At 61.2% G+C, this 16680-nt stretch carries 15 protein-coding genes and 1 pseudogene; 6 read left to right on the forward strand and 10 right to left on the reverse strand.

Annotated elements, in window-relative coordinates; translation table 11 throughout:
- Positions 1–14: 14 nt before the first annotated feature.
- Positions 15–692, reverse strand: a complete 678-nt coding sequence (locus ACQKP1_RS19370) for a GntR family transcriptional regulator (protein WP_427276625.1) — start codon at positions 690–692, stop codon at positions 15–17.
- A 157-nt stretch (positions 693–849) separates the two neighbouring features.
- Between ACQKP1_RS19370 and ACQKP1_RS19375 the strand changes: the two genes are divergently transcribed.
- Complete coding sequence (locus ACQKP1_RS19375; protein WP_427276626.1) at positions 850–1536, forward strand: type 1 glutamine amidotransferase; 687 nt, start codon at positions 850–852, stop codon at positions 1534–1536.
- A gap of 6 nt (positions 1537–1542) precedes the next feature.
- Here ACQKP1_RS19375 and ACQKP1_RS19380 read toward each other — a convergent pair.
- Positions 1543–2326: pseudogene (locus ACQKP1_RS19380) on the reverse strand (LysR family transcriptional regulator).
- Positions 2327–2449: 123 nt separating this feature from the next.
- Between ACQKP1_RS19380 and ACQKP1_RS19385 the strand changes: the two are divergent.
- Both ACQKP1_RS19385 and ACQKP1_RS19390 read left to right on the forward strand, forming a co-directional pair.
- Positions 2450–3379, forward strand: a complete 930-nt coding sequence (locus ACQKP1_RS19385) for a ring-cleaving dioxygenase (RefSeq protein ID WP_427276627.1) — start codon at positions 2450–2452, stop codon at positions 3377–3379.
- A 55-nt stretch (positions 3380–3434) separates the two neighbouring features.
- Positions 3435–4043, forward strand: coding sequence for an alpha/beta hydrolase (locus ACQKP1_RS19390; protein ID WP_427276628.1), 609 nt, complete (start codon positions 3435–3437; stop codon positions 4041–4043).
- 62 nt (positions 4044–4105) lie between these two features.
- On the opposite strand, the gene ACQKP1_RS19395 is transcribed toward ACQKP1_RS19390, so the two are convergent.
- The 7 genes from ACQKP1_RS19395 to ACQKP1_RS19425 form a co-directional block, all read right to left on the reverse strand.
- Positions 4106–5122 (reverse strand): zinc-binding alcohol dehydrogenase family protein, encoded by a 1017-nt coding sequence (locus ACQKP1_RS19395; protein ID WP_427276629.1) that lies wholly within the window; start codon positions 5120–5122, stop codon positions 4106–4108.
- Positions 5123–5198: 76 nt separating this feature from the next.
- Entirely contained in the window at positions 5199–6170 is a 972-nt protein-coding gene (locus tag ACQKP1_RS19400) for an ABC transporter permease (RefSeq protein WP_054150306.1), read from the reverse strand.
- Positions 6171–6215: 45 nt separating this feature from the next.
- On the reverse strand, positions 6216–7769 hold the full coding sequence (locus ACQKP1_RS19405; RefSeq protein WP_427276630.1) for a sugar ABC transporter ATP-binding protein: 1554 nt from the start codon (positions 7767–7769) through the stop codon (positions 6216–6218).
- Between the two features lie 100 nt (positions 7770–7869).
- The gene (locus ACQKP1_RS19410) at positions 7870–8856 is read right to left on the reverse strand and encodes an ABC transporter substrate-binding protein (protein WP_203018572.1); all 987 of its coding nucleotides are present in this window, start codon (positions 8854–8856) and stop codon (positions 7870–7872) included.
- A 190-nt stretch (positions 8857–9046) separates the two neighbouring features.
- Complete coding sequence (locus tag ACQKP1_RS19415; RefSeq protein ID WP_427276631.1) at positions 9047–9493, reverse strand: RbsD/FucU family protein; 447 nt, start codon at positions 9491–9493, stop codon at positions 9047–9049.
- 10 nt (positions 9494–9503) lie between these two features.
- On the reverse strand, positions 9504–10523 hold the full coding sequence (locus ACQKP1_RS19420; RefSeq protein ID WP_427276632.1) for an aldo/keto reductase: 1020 nt from the start codon (positions 10521–10523) through the stop codon (positions 9504–9506).
- 28 nt (positions 10524–10551) lie between these two features.
- Positions 10552–12057 carry a UxaA family hydrolase gene (locus ACQKP1_RS19425; protein ID WP_427276633.1) on the reverse strand — a complete coding sequence of 502 codons (1506 nt, stop codon included), beginning with the start codon at positions 12055–12057 and terminating at the stop codon, positions 10552–10554.
- Between the two features lie 250 nt (positions 12058–12307).
- Between ACQKP1_RS19425 and ACQKP1_RS19430 the strand changes: the two genes are divergently transcribed.
- Together ACQKP1_RS19430 and ACQKP1_RS19435 are read left to right on the forward strand one after the other, a co-directional pair.
- Complete coding sequence (locus ACQKP1_RS19430; RefSeq protein WP_427276634.1) at positions 12308–13195, forward strand: GntR family transcriptional regulator; 888 nt, start codon at positions 12308–12310, stop codon at positions 13193–13195.
- Between the two features lie 3 nt (positions 13196–13198).
- Positions 13199–14287: a mannitol dehydrogenase family protein gene (locus tag ACQKP1_RS19435; RefSeq protein ID WP_427276635.1), complete on the forward strand. Its 1089-nt coding sequence runs from the start codon at positions 13199–13201 to the stop codon at positions 14285–14287.
- Between the two features lie 12 nt (positions 14288–14299).
- Here ACQKP1_RS19435 and ACQKP1_RS19440 read toward each other — a convergent pair whose 3' ends face one another.
- A complete protein-coding gene (locus ACQKP1_RS19440; RefSeq protein ID WP_427276805.1) occupies positions 14300–15094 on the reverse strand; it encodes a helix-turn-helix domain-containing protein in 795 nt (264 codons plus the stop codon).
- Positions 15095–15371: 277 nt separating this feature from the next.
- Between ACQKP1_RS19440 and ACQKP1_RS19445 the strand changes: the two genes are divergently transcribed.
- The gene (locus ACQKP1_RS19445; RefSeq protein WP_427276636.1) at positions 15372–16604 is read left to right on the forward strand and encodes an ABC transporter substrate-binding protein; all 1233 of its coding nucleotides are present in this window, start codon (positions 15372–15374) and stop codon (positions 16602–16604) included.
- The last annotated feature ends 76 nt before the right edge of the window (positions 16605–16680 follow it).

The raw sequence follows: 16680 nt of genomic DNA on the forward strand, positions 1-16680 counted from the left end.
CCATGCGCCACAAGTCATCGGGCGGCAACGGTTGCTTCCCTCAGGAAGTGCCGCCCGAGGTGACCGACCCCATCCTGAATGTCTGCTTCGATAGCTGCCGAAAGCGCGACTGCATCCCTGGCCCGGATCGCGTCGAGGGCCTCGGCATGTCGGTCGATTCGATAGCTTTCTTCCAGTTTGGCCGTGGCCAGGCGCATGAACGGGCCGAGGCGCAACCAGACAGACTCCATCAGATCGAGAAGGACGCCACTCGCTCCGGGCTCGTAAAGCGTACGATGGAAAAGGAAGTTGAGTTCGGTCGATTGCAGCAGATCATTCGCTGCATAGGCCTCGTCAATCGCGGTGTCGATCACCTGCAGGCGTTCAAGGCGCTCGGCGTCGATATGCGGCAGGGCCCTGGTCGCTGCGAGTGTCTCGAGCGCGATGCGGGCCGCAATGATTTCCTCGAATTTGGAGAGCGTCATTTCCGGTACGCGCACGCGGCGGTTGTCGAGATATTCGAGCGCACCATCGGCGACCAACCGGTGCAGGGCTTCGCGGACCGGCATGGCACTGACGGCCAGATCTTCGGCGACACCGTTGATGGTGATCGGCAGGCCTGGAGCGACCGCGCCGGACATTACACGGCTGCGCAAGGTCCGGTAGACCCGCTGCTTCAACGATTTCTCTGCCTTGCCCTCTTCAAGTGCCATGGGTCAGATCGAGATCCCGCCTTTTCGTCGCTATCGTTGTCAGGGCGTGCGGAATACCCGTGCGCCCTCTTGAAATTTGACCAAACTAGCATTTGGTATAGATGGACCGAGTGCAAGGCCCCCGCGTTGCTCTTTTCGCCTATTTCAGGAAGCCCACATGACCGCCAAGACCATCGGCATTCTCGTCACGGGTCACTCGCCCGCCGAACTCACAAGCGAGTATGGCAATTATGCCGATATGTTTGCCGCGCTGCTGGGCGATTTCGACTTCTCGTTCAAGCGCTACTTCGTCGTCGACGGCGAGTTTCCGGCGAGCCCGACGGAAGTCGACGGGTGGCTGCTGACCGGCTCCAAGTTCGGCGTCTACGAGGACCATGAGTGGATCCGCAAGCTCGAGGACTTCATTCGGCAGGTGCATGCGGCGAAGGTGCCGATGGTCGGGATCTGCTTCGGGCACCAGGTAATGGCCAAGGCTCTCGGCGGCGAGGTCGAGAAGTTCAAGGGTGGCTGGTCTGCCGGGCCTGTGACCTACAAGCGCTCCGATACGGGCGATGAGCAGGTTCTGCTCGCCTGGCATCAGGATCAGGTGATCAAGGTGCCCGAAGGAGCTGAAGTCGTCGGCAAGACCGACACCTGCGAGAATGCCGTCATCCGCTACGGCGACTGGGGTCTCTCCTACCAGCCGCATCCGGAGTTTTCGCCGCGCTTCTTCGAAGGGCTCGCGGAAGCGCGCAAATCAGCGATTCCCGATACCTTGTTCGAGAAGGTCAAGAAGGTCGAGGTCCCGATCGCGACCGACCGGATCGCCAAAGAAATCGGCGAATTCCTGGCGCGCGATCGCTGACGCGTCTCAGGTTGGTGCACCGGCATCCCAGCTTTCCCTGATGAAGGCTTCGAAGAAATCCGAGAAGGTCGCGACCCTGAGCGGCAGCTGCTCGTAAGGGGGATAGAAGAGCGTCAGCCAGATTTCCGGCGTGCTCCAGCCCGGGAGCACCTCGACCAGACGGCCGGCGGCAAGATCTTCCTCGACAATGAACCGCGGCAGGAGGGCGATCCCCTCTCCCGCGACGGCAAGCCGACCGAGGAAGTCGCCGTTGTTGATCGAAAAACGTCCTTTGGCTTCAACGATGCGGCTCTGTCCGGGCCGGCTGAGTTCCCAAGTCTCGGTCTTCGACTGGTCGTGATAGCTCAGGCATTCGAGCGTCGTCAGGTCTTCCGGCACCTTCGGGATGCCGTTGCGGGCCAGGAACGAGGGCGAGGCGACCAAAACCCTCGGGACTGGCCGGATTTTGCGCCAGATCGTCGACTTGTCCGTCGGCGGGCCGGAGATGCGGATCGCGAGATCATAGTTTTCCTGCAGAATGTCGACGAAACGGTCTGACAGCTCGATCGCCACACTCGTGCGAGGGTGGATGATGGAAAATTGCGACAGGACGGTCGGCAGCACTTTCATGCCGAGCGACATCGGGGCCGAGACGCGTAGCGAGCCAGCCGTAACCTTCTGCAGATCCCGGGTTTCCGGACACAGTGCGCGTAACGGATGCCGGCGTCATACCGAGACGACGGGCGGCGGCGCTGAAGCTGCTCTGTTCGGCAACGGTGAGAAAGGTCCGGATGGCTTCGAGTTCACCCATGAGATTATTGCTCCAAGCGTAATAATATTCGCGATATTATCGCTATTCTCTTGGGTAAAGTCATGGCCCATATTCGGTTCAACAGAACAAGACCGGCGGACGTGCCGGGAAAGGATCAGAGCCATGCTTACCCAGATCAAAGGCCTGCATCACGTTACCTCGATGGCTGCGGATGCCCAGGAAAACAACGATTTCTTCACCAAGACGCTTGGCCTTCGCCGCGTCAAGAAGACCGTCAATTTCGACGCTCCCGATGTCTATCATCTCTATTACGGTGACGAAGTCGGCAATGCCGGATCGGTCATGACCTATTTTCCCTTTGCCAATATGGGCAAGGGTGGTCGCGGCACCGGTGAAGTGTCGGAAACCGTGTTCTCGGTGCCAAGGGGTACGCTCGGTTTCTGGCAGGAGCGCCTGTCGAAGGAAGGCGTGAAGGAGCTCGGCTCCTATTCGCTCTTCGGCGAGGACCGCCTGCGTTTTGCGGGTCCCGATGGGGATGGTTTCGCGCTGGCCGAAGTTGATGGCGATAGCCGCGTGCCATTTGCCGGTCCGGTTGCGGTGTCGGAAGGCATTCATGGTTTCCGCGGCGTGACCATGCGGCTGCGCGACGAAGGCGCCACGGGTGAACTCCTGAAATTCATGGGCTATCAGCCGGTCGACAAGCAGGGCGACTTCGTTCGCTACGCGGTCCCCGGTGGCAATGGTGCGGATTATATAGATCTCGAAGTTCTGCCGGGCGCGTCGAGTGCTCTGCAGGGTGCCGGGTCGGTGCATCACGTCGCCTTTGCCGTCGAGGACCGGGCCGCCCAGCTCGAAGTGCGCAAGGCGCTGCTCGATACCGGTTATCAGGTGACACCGGTTATCGACCGCGATTACTTCTGGGCGATTTATTTCCGCACGCCGGGCGGCGTGTTGTTCGAGATCGCAACGAACGAACCGGGCTTCAACCGCGATGAGGATACCGCCCATCTCGGCGAGGCGCTGAAGCTGCCGACCCGCTACCAGCAGTATCGCTCGCAGATCGAAGCCCATCTGCCCCCGATCCAAGACTAATTGCACAGAAGGGACGACGCCTGACAGCGTCGTCCCTCTTGCGGAGGAAAGCATCATGGCAATCGATAGCTATATCCACTTCTACCAGGCACCGCAGGGTGCCGCACCGCTGGTCTTCACCTTCCATGGGACCGGCGGAGACGAACATCAGTTTCCGGGGTTGGTGAATCGGATCCTACCCGAGGCGGGTATCGTCTCGCCGCGCGGTGACGTCTCGGAATACGGGGCTGCTCGCTTCTTCAAGCGCACCGGCGAAGGTGTCTATGACATGGCCGATCTCGCAGAGAGGACGGTCCAGATGGCGGGTTTCATCCGCTCTCACAAGGAGACGAACCCGGATCGGCCGATTTACGGGCTCGGTTACTCGAATGGCGCCAACATTCTGGCTTCAGTTCTGTTCGAAGCTCCCGACCTCTTCGACCGCGTGATCCTGATGCATCCGTTGATCCCGTTCGATCCGTCGGCACAGCCGGGACTTTCGGATGTTGCGGTGCTCGTGACTGCCGGTCAGCGTGATCCGATTTGCCCTCTGCCGCTGACCGAGCGGCTGACGGCTTATTTCGAGGCGCAAGGTGCTCAGGTCGAGACATTCCTGCATCAGGGCGGTCATGAGGTCTCGCAGGGCGAGGTCGATGCCATTGCAGCTTACCTGCAGAAGGCCTGATGTCAGATAGACCGAATGCAAGAGGCCCGTGGCAGTACCGCGGGCCTCTTGCGTTTCGGACTTCAACCAATCCGGATGAGGGCCTTGATCAGTCCGGATTTCTCTCTTGCCCAGCGCGGTAGATCCGTTGCGAGATCTGTGAGGGTCGTCCGATGCGTGATCAGCTGGTCGATCGGCACGAGGCCATCCGCGATTGACTTGCGGACGTGATCGAAATCGACGCGGGTCGCGTTGCGGCTGCCGATCAGGGTCATCTCGCGCTTGTGGAATTCCGGGTCGGAGAAGGTGATGTCCTCCTTCACGACGCTGACGAGGACGAGGCTGCCGCCATGGGCGACAAAGCGGAAGGCGCGTTCCATCGAGGGGCGATAGCCGGTGGCGTCGAAGACGACATCGAAGCCGTCTCCTCTGGTCAATTCGGCAACAGCCGCTTCCAGATGATTGTCCGCGATGAGACCCGAAGTGAAGCCGAGGCGGTCCGCTGCCATGGAGAGGCGCTCGCTGCTGGTGTCGAGCAGGGTCACGTCATGTCCGGCAATGCGGGCGAAGATCGCCGTGCCAAGCCCGATCGGGCCGGCGCCGATCACCAGGGCCCTCGAACCCGAAGGTGTCAACGAGCGGCGGACCGCATGGGCGCCTATGGCCAGAAATTCGACGGTGGCGGCAGCTTCTGGCGAAAGATCGTCGGCGGGATACAGGTTGACGGCGGGGACCGTGATTTCCTCGCACATTGCCCCATCGGTATGCACGCCGAGCACGCGAATATTCGTGCAGCAGTTGGGCTTGTCCTTGCGGCAGGCGATGCAGGTGCCGCAGGCGATATAGGGATTGACGATGACCTTTGTGCCGAAGCCCAAGTATACGCCCTCACCCGCCGCCACGACGGTTGCCGAGATCTCGTGGCCCATGACGCGCGGATATTCGAGGAAGGGGTGCTTGCCTTCGAAGATATGATAGTCGGTACCGCAGATGCCCACATGGCTGATGGCGATACGGGCCTCGCCGGATTTCGGGCTCGGTGCCGGATCGCGATCGACGATCTCAAGACGGCCTGGTTCGACACACAATGCGGCCTTCATGCTTATTCCTTTCGGCTGCCCGGTTCGAAGAAAAAAAAGGGGATGCCATTCGCGGCACCCCCACCTTGGGAAATTCTCAGCGGCTGCCGCGGCGGCGCAGCTGGTCGAAATAGACGATCAGGATGATCAGGGCGCCGGTGATAATGCGCTGCCAGAAGGAGTTGACGTTCATCAGATTGGCGCCGTTGTTGATCGTCGCCAGAATGAAGGCGCCGAGCAGCGGACCCTGGACCGAGCCGACCGCGCCGAAGAGGCTGGTGCCGCCGATGACCGAGGAGGCGATTGCCTGCAGTTCCCAGCCTTCGGCCTGGGTGGCGTTACCTATCCCGATGCGCGAGGCGAGCAGGATGCCGACGAAGGCAGCACAAGTCGAGGACAGGATATAGGCCATGTAGATCGTGCGGTTGACGTTGACGCCCGACAGTCGGGCCGCTTCGCTGTTCGAACCGACCGCGAAGAGATAGCGGCCCCAGCGGCTTAGGTGCAGGAAGATATAGGCGGGAACGGCGACCACGATGACCATCCAGAAGAGGCTGGGGACACCGAGGAAATCGGCACGGGCGAAGTTGGTGAAGGCTTCGTTGGAGATCGAGATGGTCGAGCCATTAGTGATCAGGAGGCCGATGCCACGCAGCGAGGTGAGGGTTGCGAGCGTGATGATAAAGGCGGGAAGACCCATGCGTACGATGCCAAAGGCGTGGAAGCTTCCGATCGCGACGCCCATCAAAAGGGTGAGGATGATCGCCAGCCAGACCGGCAGGCCAGCGGCCAGCAGCCAGGCCAGAATGACGCTGGCAAAACCGACGACTGCGCCGACCGAGAGATCGATGCCGGCGGTGATGATGACGAAGGTCTGACCGACGGCGAGAATTGCCGTCATCGAGCCCTGACGCAGCAAATTGCTGATGTTGTTGGGCGTCCAGAAGCTGTTGGTGGCAAAGCCAAGGAGCAGCCACAGGAAGAGCAGGAGGCCGAGCAGCGTGAGGCTGAAGAGGATGCTCATGCCCCTCTTCGGTGCGACCTTGGTCTCGGTGGTGTCGGTGCTCATCTTTGTCCTCCCAGTCGTCTTGTCATGTCGTTGTTTGGCGGCAGCTCAGACGCCGATTGCCTCTGTCAGCACATCCTCGTGCGAGGCGGCTCTGTAGTCGTGGCTCGCCACCAGTTTGCCCTGGCGGAAAACATGCAGGCGGTCAGCCAGTTCGTAGACCTCCGGCAGGTAGGACGAGATCAGGATGATGCCTGCACCCTGCTTCAGGAGTTCTGCGAAGAGGCGATAGATCTCGGCCTTGGTGCCCACGTCGACGCCGACGGTCGGCTCATCAAAGATGAAGAGGCGTGCCCCATGGCTCAGCCATTTGCCGATGACAATCTTCTGCTGGTTGCCGCCGGACATGGCAGACGCAAGAACGGCCCGGGTCGGGGTCTTGATCTTCAGGTCGCTGATCTGCTTGTCGGCATTTCCGGCTTCCAGTTTCCGGCTGATGGTCAGACCTCGGCTCAAGCGTCCGAAGACCGGCAGGTTGATGTTGAGGCCGATCGGCAGGTTGAGGCAGAGGCCCTGGTCTCGACGACTTTCCGGTGCGAGCGCGATCCCGAGATCCATGGCCTTGCGCTCGGTGTCGATCACGACCTTCTTGCCGTCCCAGAAGACTTCGCCTGCCGTTAGTTTGTGGCGGCCATAGAGACCCAGCGCGAATTCGCTGCGGCCAGCACCGATCAGGCCATAGAGGCCGACGATTTCGCCCGAGCGGACCGAAAGCGAGACATCCGAGAAACCCGGACCGGAAAGGCCCTTCGCCTCGAGGATGGTGGCACCGATCGGCAGCTTTTCCTTGTGGTAGATTTGCTCGATCGAACGGTTGATCATCAGCGAGATGAGTTCGGCGTCATTGGTCTCGCCGATCAGCCGGGTGCCGACATGGGTGCCGTCGCGCAGGACCGAGACACGGTCCGCGAGTTCGAAGACCTCTTCCATGCGGTGGCTGATATAGACGATCGTCACACCTTCCGACTGCAGGCGGCGGATGAGGCGGAAGAGCTGGGCGGATTCCTGGCGGGTCAGATAGGCCGTCGGTTCGTCGAAGATTATAAAACGGATACCGCGCATGGCGGCTTTGGCGGTGGCGATCAGCTGTTGTTGACCGATCGTCAGGTTGCCGAGGATTTCGCCGGCGGGCAGATTGAAGCCGAGATCGTCGAGCACATTCTGCGCAGCCGTGGTCATGGCACGCTTTCGCATGATGCCGCCGGAGGACATCTCGTCGCCGAGGAACATGTTGGCGGCGACCGAGAGATGCGAGCAGAGAACGACTTCCTGATGCACCGCATTGATGCCGCGCTGGATCGCCTCGTTCGGGGTCGCGAGCGCGACCGGCTTGCCGCACCAACGGATCTCGCCCGACGTGCGCGGAATGACGCCGGTCAGGAGCTTGATGAGGGTGGATTTGCCAGCACCGTTTTCGCCGACGATGGCGTGGATCTCACCGGCAAGGAAGGTGACTGTCGCAGGCTTCAGAGCCTCGACGGCGCCGTACTTCTTCTGCAATCCGACAAGCTCAAGGATCGGCGTTCCAGGCGGGACGTGATCGGTTTCTGCCAGCTCCGGCTGGTCGTCGTGCCGGTGGCTCAGATCGTGCAGCGAAGTCATGTCATTCCTCCCAAATCGCAGGGAAAGCGGCCGGCGCCTCCCGCGCCTGCCTTTTCCAGTCCGGCACGCACGACATGTGCCGCGCGTGCCGAAGTCTCGATCAATTGACCTTCGGGTTCAGAAGGGCATCCATCTTCGGCTCGGTCATGTTGGCCTGGGTCACGAGGTTTGCACCGGTGTCTACGAAGGTCTCGACCTTCTCGCCCTTGGATACGGCAAGTGCCGTCTTCACGCCGTCATAGCCCATGCGGTACGGATCCTGGACGACGAGGCCGGCGAGCACGCCTTCCTTGAGGAAGCCGACGGTCTTTTCATCCGAGTCGAAGCCGATGACCTTGATCTTGTCGCCGAGCTTGTTTTCGGCAATCGCCTGGCCGACGCCCTGCGCCATGATCAGGTTCGAGGCGAAGACGCCGACGATGTTCGGGTTGGCGGTGATCAAGTCGGTCATCATGTTGAGGCCGGTCGTGGCCTGACCATCGGCAAAACGGTCGACCACTACGGTGATGCCCGGATACTTCGTCTTCATCTGGTCAAGGAAGCCTTCGCGGCGCTGGTCGAGCGAACCGACGCCCGGCAGGCTGGTGATGATGGCCACTTCGCCCTCTTCCTTGCCTGTCGCTTCCTTGATGGCGGCTGCGAGGCCGTCAGCAGCGATGCGTCCACCCTGGACATTGTCGGTGGTGAGGAACGAGGTGAAGGCCTGGGAGTCCGCGCCGGAGTCGATGCCGATGATCGGAACAGACTTGGCAGCTTCGTCGATCGGCTTGCCGAGAGCCTTGAATTCGGTCGGCGAGATGACGACAGCTGCGGGGCTTCCAGCAACGGCGTTCTCAAGAATGCTGATCTGGCCGTTGATGTCGGATTCGGACTGCGCGCCCAGTTCCGGCACGTTGACGCCGAGGTCCTTGCCGGCCTGGCGGGCGCCGGCGAGCACGATCTGCCAGTAGAAGGACGTGGTGTCCTTGACGATGATCGGAATGGTCACGTCCTGTGCAAAGGACGTGGCCGGCATCATCGACGTCATCATTGCAGCGCCAGCGATCCCCATCAGGGCGCGGCGAGTCATGCTCTTCAGAATGGTCATTGTGGTTCTCCTCTCAACGCGTCCTGTTCCTCCGGTGAGATCGACCTGCAGAACGCAACCGGGTCGATCTTTATCGATAAAAAACATTTTATCGAGGCACGCTACTCCAGCATTCTGGAGAATGCAAGCGGGCAAAATGAGCTCCTCCGAACTCGCTTTTGCCTTGAAATCCAAGGCTTCCCGGGGCTCCTCAGACCCGGTGAACCTCTTCCGGATAGACGACGCCTTTCTTCAGGATGACGTTGCCGTAAATCCGCAATTCCGTGGTCGCGACGATGTAGGCTGCCGTCTGGGCGCGTTCGTAAAAGGCGAAACGCTCGAGGCTTTCGAGCTGGACTTCGCCGGCCAGTTTCGTGATCACCGACTGGAATTCGGCGCAGATCTCCGGGACCGCATGGGGGTCGCCGACCACCTGCATGCGCCAGGCCGCATCCTCGACGAACTGGTCGAGCGGCATGTGGGCGAGGATCGCTTCCAGAATCTCGACGGCACCGACGCCATCTGCCCGGATCACCGGCGGTCCCATGGTGGAGGCAGGGAAGTTGCCATCGGCGATGACGATCTCGTCGCCATGGCCCATGGTGGCGATGGCATGCAGCAGATCGGGTCCGAGCAGGGGGTGGATGCCCTTCAGCATTGCGCGCCCCCTATTCCCGCACCGGCTCGTCGCCGAGGGGCGGCGCGACCAGTGTGTGAGCGTCGAACGGCGCGAAGGCGGAGGCCGGCAGTTCCTCTGTTGTCAGAGCCATGTTGCGATGGAGGCTTTCCGGCTTTGCCGTGCCGATGATGACGGAGGCGACGGCCGGATGGTGCAGCGGGAACTGCAGGGCGAACTGGGCGAGCGGCTTGCCGGCCTGTTTCGCCAGGTCTTCCATGGCGCGCACCTTGCCGAGCACCTCGTCGGTCGCGGGGGTGTAGTCGAAATGTGCACCGGGGACAGCGCCGGTCGCCAGGATCCCCGAATTGAACACGCCGCCGGCGGTGATCGAGGTTCCGCGCTTCTCGCAGAGCGGCAGCAGCTCCTCGACGGCGGAGCGATCCAGCAGCGAATAGCGGCCGGCCATCAGAATGACGTCGATGTCGATGTCGGCCATCATCTCAAGGCAGGCCGGCACTTCGTTGACGCCGAGACCGAAGGCTTTGATGGCGCCAGAGGATTTCAGCTGATCGAGCGCCTTGTAGCCACCGTCGCGCAGCTGCTTCACATAGCGATCATTGACCGCGCGGCCATGGGTGTAGACGCCGATATCGTGAACATAGAGAATGTCGATGCGATTGAGGCCGAGGCGGGCATAACTGAAATCGACCGAACGCATGATGCCGTCATAGCTGTAGTCATAGACCAGCTTGAAGGGGAGCGGATCGACGAAGCCGACATCGGGGATCTGGTCCTTCGGCACGGGCGCCAGCAGACGGCCAACCTTGGTCGAGAGCACATAGCTGTCCTCCGGCTTGTCGCGCAGGAAGTCGCCGACATAACGCTCGGCCTGGCCAAAGCCGTAATGGGGCGCCGTATCGAAGTAGCGGATGCCGTGATCCCAGGCGGCCTGCAGGGTAGCGATGCCGACATCGCGGGGGCAGGGGCGATAGAGGCCGCCGAGTGGGGCCGTGCCGAATGAGTATTCGGTCACTTCGAGGGCGGTCTTTCCGATGCGTCTCGTCTTCATGCTGGTATCCAGTGTCCTGTTGTCGACGTCAGAGCGTGGCGCCGAGGTGCCACGGCACGAATTCGTTGTCGCCGTAACCGAAGAGTTCGCTCTTGGTCTTCTGGCCGGAGGCGGTCTCGATGATCAGGTCGAAGATGTCGCGGCCGAGGCCCGAGACGCTGGCGTCACCCGTGGCGATGACGCCGCAGTCGATGTCCATGTCCTCTTCCATCGACTTGTAGAGTGCTGTGTTGCTCGTCAGCTTGATCGACGGCACGGGGCGCGAGCCGAAGCAGGAGCCGCGACCGGTGGTGAAGGCAATCACGTTCGCACCACCCGCCACCTGGCCGGTCGCGGAGACCGGGTCGTATCCGGGGGTGTCCATGAAAACGAGGCCGTGTTCGGTGACGCGTTCGGCGTAATTGTAGACAGCCGTCAGCGGCGATCGTCCGCCCTTGGCAACGGCGCCGAGCGACTTTTCGAGAATGGTGGTGAGGCCACCCTTCTTGTTGCCGGGCGAGGGATTGTTGTCGAGGGATGCGCCATGCTGGGCGACATAGGCCTCCCACCAGGAGATCAGGCCGTCGAGCTTGACGGCGACGTCCTCGTTGACGGCGCGGCTGCGGAGAAGGTGCTCAGCGCCATAGATTTCCGAGGTCTCGGAGAGGATCGCCGTGCCACCGGCGCCGGCCAGAATGTCCACGGCAACACCGAGTGCCGGATTGGCTGTGATGCCGGAGAGGCCGTCCGAGCCGCCACATTGCAGGCCGACGATGATCTCGCTGACGGAGATCGGCTCGCGGCGCATCGTGCCGACTTCGGCCGCGATTTCCTTGAGGATAGAAAGGGCGTTCTCCACCGCGCGGCGGGATCCGCCGGCGTCCTGGATGTTGAAGTGACGCTTCGACGCGCCGGCGCCGCTCTGGCCATAAAGGGTGAGCTGGTTGACCTCGCAACCGAGGCCGACCATGAGCACGCCGCCGAAATTCACATGCCTCGTGTAGCCGGCTATCGTTCTGTGCAGCGTGCGCATGCCGTCGCCGGTTGAGCTCATGCCGCAGCCCTGGTCGTGGACGATCGGTACGAAGCCGTCGATGCCTTCATAATGCGGCAGGATGGTCCGGTTTGCGGCATCCGCGATCGCGCGACAGACGGTGGTGGAACAGTTCACGCTGGCGATGATGCCGATGTAGTTGCGGGTCGCAGCACGTCCGTCGGCGCGGCGATAGCCCATGAATGTCCGGCCCCTGTCGGCAGCCGTCGCCGTTTCGGGCTGGGCAAGGCCGCTCACCGAGAGGCGATCTTCATCGAAGGCGAGATTGTGGGAATGGACGTGGTCGCCGGCTGCAATGTCCGTCGTGGCGCGACCGATCGCCTGGGCATATTTGACGACCGGCTCGCCCTTGTGGATGGCTCGAACCGCCACCTTGTGGCCAGGATCAATCTTCGCCGCTGCCGGCGCGCCGCCCGGCAGGACATGCCCGGCTTCGATCGCAACAGTGGTCACGGCAACATTATCGTCCTGCGACAGCAGGATGCAGGCTGGTTTTGACACCCGATGTTTCTCCCATGCGTCCGGCAGTACCGGATCCTGTGTTTTGTCTTTTATCGGCAATAGACAGTTTGTCGTCAATGGGTATGATATCGATAAAGAACAATTTGCTTTGATCGGGAGCGGGAGGTTTAGACCAAGACCACGCGGAGGCAGGGCCACCGCAATCGGTGGTTTCCGTTGCGCGAAGCCACGTCTTGCGCCATGAGGCAAAAGATCGTCACGTGTGCATCATTTCAACCTAGGCAGAGCCATGGCCAAGCAGAACACCGTCTTCAAGGACGCCTACAACCGCACGCTGAAGCTGATCGAGGAAACGGACACACTTCCCTCGGAGCCGGAGCTTTGCGGTCTGCTCAGCGTCAGCCGGACGACGGTGCGTGCGGTGCTGACGCGGCTCGGCGAGGTCGGTCTGGTGGCATGGGACAAGCGGTCGAAGACGGTCTTGCGCAGGCCGGGACAGGGCGACTATTTCCCGGACGAAGAAACCAACTCGCTGTCGGAAATCATCGAGCGCAGCTTCATGCGCCGGATCCTTGCCGGAGGTGCGCAGCCGGGCATGCAGATCAACGAGCTGGAACTTGCCCGCGAGATCGGCATTGGAACGACCAGCGTCCGGGAATTCCTCATCCGCTTCAGCCGGTTCGGGCTGATAGAGAAACGGCCGAACAGCCATTGGGTGCTCAAGGGCTTTACCCGTGAGTTTGCGCTCGAACTCACCGAAGTCCGCGAGATGTTCGAACTGCGCTCTGCGGCCGCTTTCGTCCATCTGGCGGCGGATCATCCGGCCTGGGCCGAGCTAAAGGCCGTCGAGGCACAGCATCATGCGTTGTTGGCCGATATCGACAATCGCTACACGGAGTTTTCGGAGCTCGACGAGCGGTTCCACCTGCTCGTCCAGAAGGCATCGAGCAACCGCTTCATCATCGATTTCTACGACATCATCGCGATCGTCTTCCACTATCACTACCAGTGGAACAAGACGAATGCGCGGGCGCGCAACCAGCGAGCGCTGGAAGAGCACCTCGACTACATCAGCGCGCTCTTTTCCCGGAATCCCGCAGCGATCGAGAAGGCCTGCCGCCAGCACCTGAAATCGGCGCGCGAAACATTGCTGCAATCCATCCAGGAGCCTGCCTGAGCCATGACGACGCCCATCCTGCAATTCGGTACGAGCCGATTTCTCCAGGCGCATGCCGATCTCTTCGTCAGCGAGGCCATGGAGGCGGGTAAGGCGCTGGGACCGATCACCGTGGTGCAGACATCGGGTGATCCGGCACGCGCCGGGCGCATCGGGGCGCTGTCGGCGCCGGAGGGCTTTCCGGTGATCATTCGGGGTCTGGAGGAGGGCGAGCCTGTCGAGCGTGAGCTCAGGGTACGATCGGTTACAAGATCGCTCTCGACCTCCAGCGACTGGGCCGAGGTCCGGCGGATTTTCGTCGAGGAGGCGAGGGTTGTGCTGAGCAATACCGGAGACAAGGGGTATGCCCTCGTCGAGGGGGACAGTGTCGACGGGGTTCCGCGCTCCTTTCCGATGAAGCTACTAGCGCTCCTTCACGCACGCTTTCGCGGCGGTGCGAGGCCGTTGACGATATTGCCCTGCGAGTTGATCTCGCGAAATGGCGAGGTGCTGCGGCACCTGATCGTCGATCTTGCGAGCCGCCATGTTCCCGATGCGACCTTCGTGTCCTGGCTTTCGGTGCGGGTCATCTGGGGTAACACGCTGGTCGATCGCATCGTGTCCGAACCGATCGAGCCGGCAGGGGCGATCGCGGAGCCCTATGCGATCTGGGCGATTGAACGCCAGGCAGGGCTGACGCTGCCCTGCGAGCATCCCTGCATCAGGCTCGTCGACGACCTGACGCCTTATGAGCGGCTGAAGCTGCATATCCTCAACCTCGGCCATACTGTGTTGGCTGAACGCTGGCTGACGGACGGCCGATCCGACGCGGAATGCGTGAAAGATGTTCTTGCCGACGCCGCGATCCGGTCGGAACTCGAGTTGATCTACCGGGAAGAGGTTGTTCCCGGTTTTCGCCGGCATGGTCTTGGCGACGAGGCCGAGGCCTATGTCGCAACCACGCTCGAGCGTTTTCTCAATCCCTATCTGGACCACAGATTGTGCGATATCGCCGGCAACCACGCAGAAAAGATCGTCCGCCGCATCATCGGTTTCAAGGACTGGTGCCCTGACGTCGCCATGCCGAAGCTTTCGGCGATTGCCGCTCGATAACGGCATAGCTGCTCAGGCCGGCGGCGCGCCTTTCGAGCGCATGCGTCGACGGAAGGCGGTCGGCTTTTCGACAAAACGCTGGCTGAAGGCTTCGTAGAAACGCGATACCGATCCGAAGCCGCTTTCGAAGGCGACATCGGTGATTGACAGATCGGTCGAGATCAGCAGGGACTGGGCAGTGTCGAGGCGATGGCGCACGATCGCCTGGTTGATCGTATGGCCCACGGCGCGCTTGAAGATCGACATCGCATAATTCGGGTGGAGGCCGACGGCACGGCCGACATCTTCGGCGGAAATGGTATCTAGCGCGTGTTCGGCAATGAAGCGCAGCATGCGTTCGATATGCTCGACGCGTTCGCTGTCATTGGCGCTGAAGCTCGCAATTGCCGATCCTTCTTCCCGCAGATCGCGCCAGCCGTCGCGCTCGATCCGGAGAACACGAGCTGTCAGTTCGTTGCGCACGATCTCGGTTAGGTTCTCGTCGCCGGCCAGAAGTTCCTCGCGCCAGCGCTGAAAGATATCACGGTCCCAGGACCGGATCTCGAGCGCTTCGATCATCGCGCCGCGAAATACGGCATCGCGGAAACGGCTGAGATTTGCCAGGCCAAGGAATACGGACATCGGCACGTAAAGGCAGACGAAGCGTGTGCCTTCCTGTCTATCGATCACCTGATGCGGGATCATGCCCCAGAACAGGCAGAGGCGCCCCTCATCAACCGTCAGTTCACGTCCGTCGAACCAGTAGGTCATATGGCCGGTCAGGACGAAATTGAGCTCGATCTGGCTGTGCATATGCGGGCCCGCCATGCGCTGAACCGTCAGGTTCTCGCCCGCGCAAAAACGGTGATCGCCGAAGATCACTAGCGGGTGTCGCGGGTCATGATCGGGATGGACCGGGACGGACTCGTCGTGCAATAGGGGCTTCACATGTTCCAATCTTAGGATCCCGGAAAACTTCTGCCAAAACTCGGTAGATTATTACGGGTTTGAGCCCGATGATCAAGCAGAGCTGGGAAGTCCGCTCCGGTGGGATCCGGGGCCAGAGCTCCGCAATGCCATGCATAACGGTCATAGGGAGGAAAACATGACCCTTTTCAAAAGCCTGAGCGCATTCGCTCTGGGTGCTGCCCTTCTGTCGTCCACCGCTTTTGCCGGTGAGATCATTCTCAATTCCGACCACTCCGATCCGGCGCCGAAAAAGGCGATGGAAGAGCTGATTGCCGATTTCCAGAAGGCAAACCCCGATATCACGGTCAAGTGGAACAACTTCGACCACGAGGGCTACAAGTCTGCCATTCGCAACTTCCTTACGGCCGACGCGCCTGACGTTGCTGCCTGGTATGCTGGCAACCGCATGGAGCCCTTCGTCAAGGCCGGTCTGTTTGAGGACGTTTCCGATGTCTGGGAAGCCAATGGCCTGGACGAGCAGCTGAAGTCTGCTTCCGCTTCGATGACCATCGATGGCAAGAAGTGGGGCGTGCCCTACACCTATTACCAGTGGGGCATCTACTACCGTAAGGACATCTTCGCCGAACAGGGCATCGAGCCGCCGAAGAACTGGGCCGAATTCCTGGCCGCCTGCGAAAAGCTGAAGACGGCCGGCATCACACCGATCACCATTGGCACCAAGGCGCTCTGGCCGACCGGCGGCTGGTTCGACTATCTCAACCTGCGCGTCAACGGCTACGAGTTCCACATGGAACTGACCTCGGGCAAAGTCCCCTACACCGATCCGCGCGTGAAGGCCGTGTTCGAGAAGTGGGGCGAGCTGGTCAATGCCGGCTACTTCAACGAAAACCATGCCGCGATCGACTGGCAGGATGCCATTCCGCAAATGGTTCAGGGCAAGGCTGCGATGTATCTGATGGGCAACTTCGCGGTTGCCACGATGAAGGATGGCGGCCTGACGGAAGACCAGATCGGCTTCATGCAGTTCCCGGAAATCACGGCTGGCATTCCGATGTCGGAAGAGGCCCCGACCGACACGTTCCACATCCCGTCGGGCGCGAAGAACAAGGAAGACGCGAAGAAGTTCCTCGCCTATCTCGCTTCGCCGGAAGCGCAGACCAAGATGAACGCGACGCTCGGCCAGCTGCCGGTCAACAACCAGGCCGAGAAGCCGGCGGACCCGTTCCTCAATGCCGGTTTCGAGATGCTGTCGAATGCTTACGCGCTCGCACAGTTCTATGACCGCGATGCCAATGCCGAAATGGCAAAGGCCGGCATGGAAGGCTTCCAGGAGTTCATGGTCAAGCCTGAGCGTCTGGACGCCATCCTGGAGCGTCTCGAAAAGGTTCGGGCCCGCGTTCACAAGTAAGCCATAGAGCTCCCTGCGCCGGGTGCTGTGGGTCTCCCTGGGCCCATGGCATCCGGTTGCCGTTTCCCTTGACCTT

This window comes from Allorhizobium sp. NPDC080224 (assembly GCF_050281005.1).
GTDB lineage: Bacteria > Pseudomonadota > Alphaproteobacteria > Rhizobiales > Rhizobiaceae > Allorhizobium.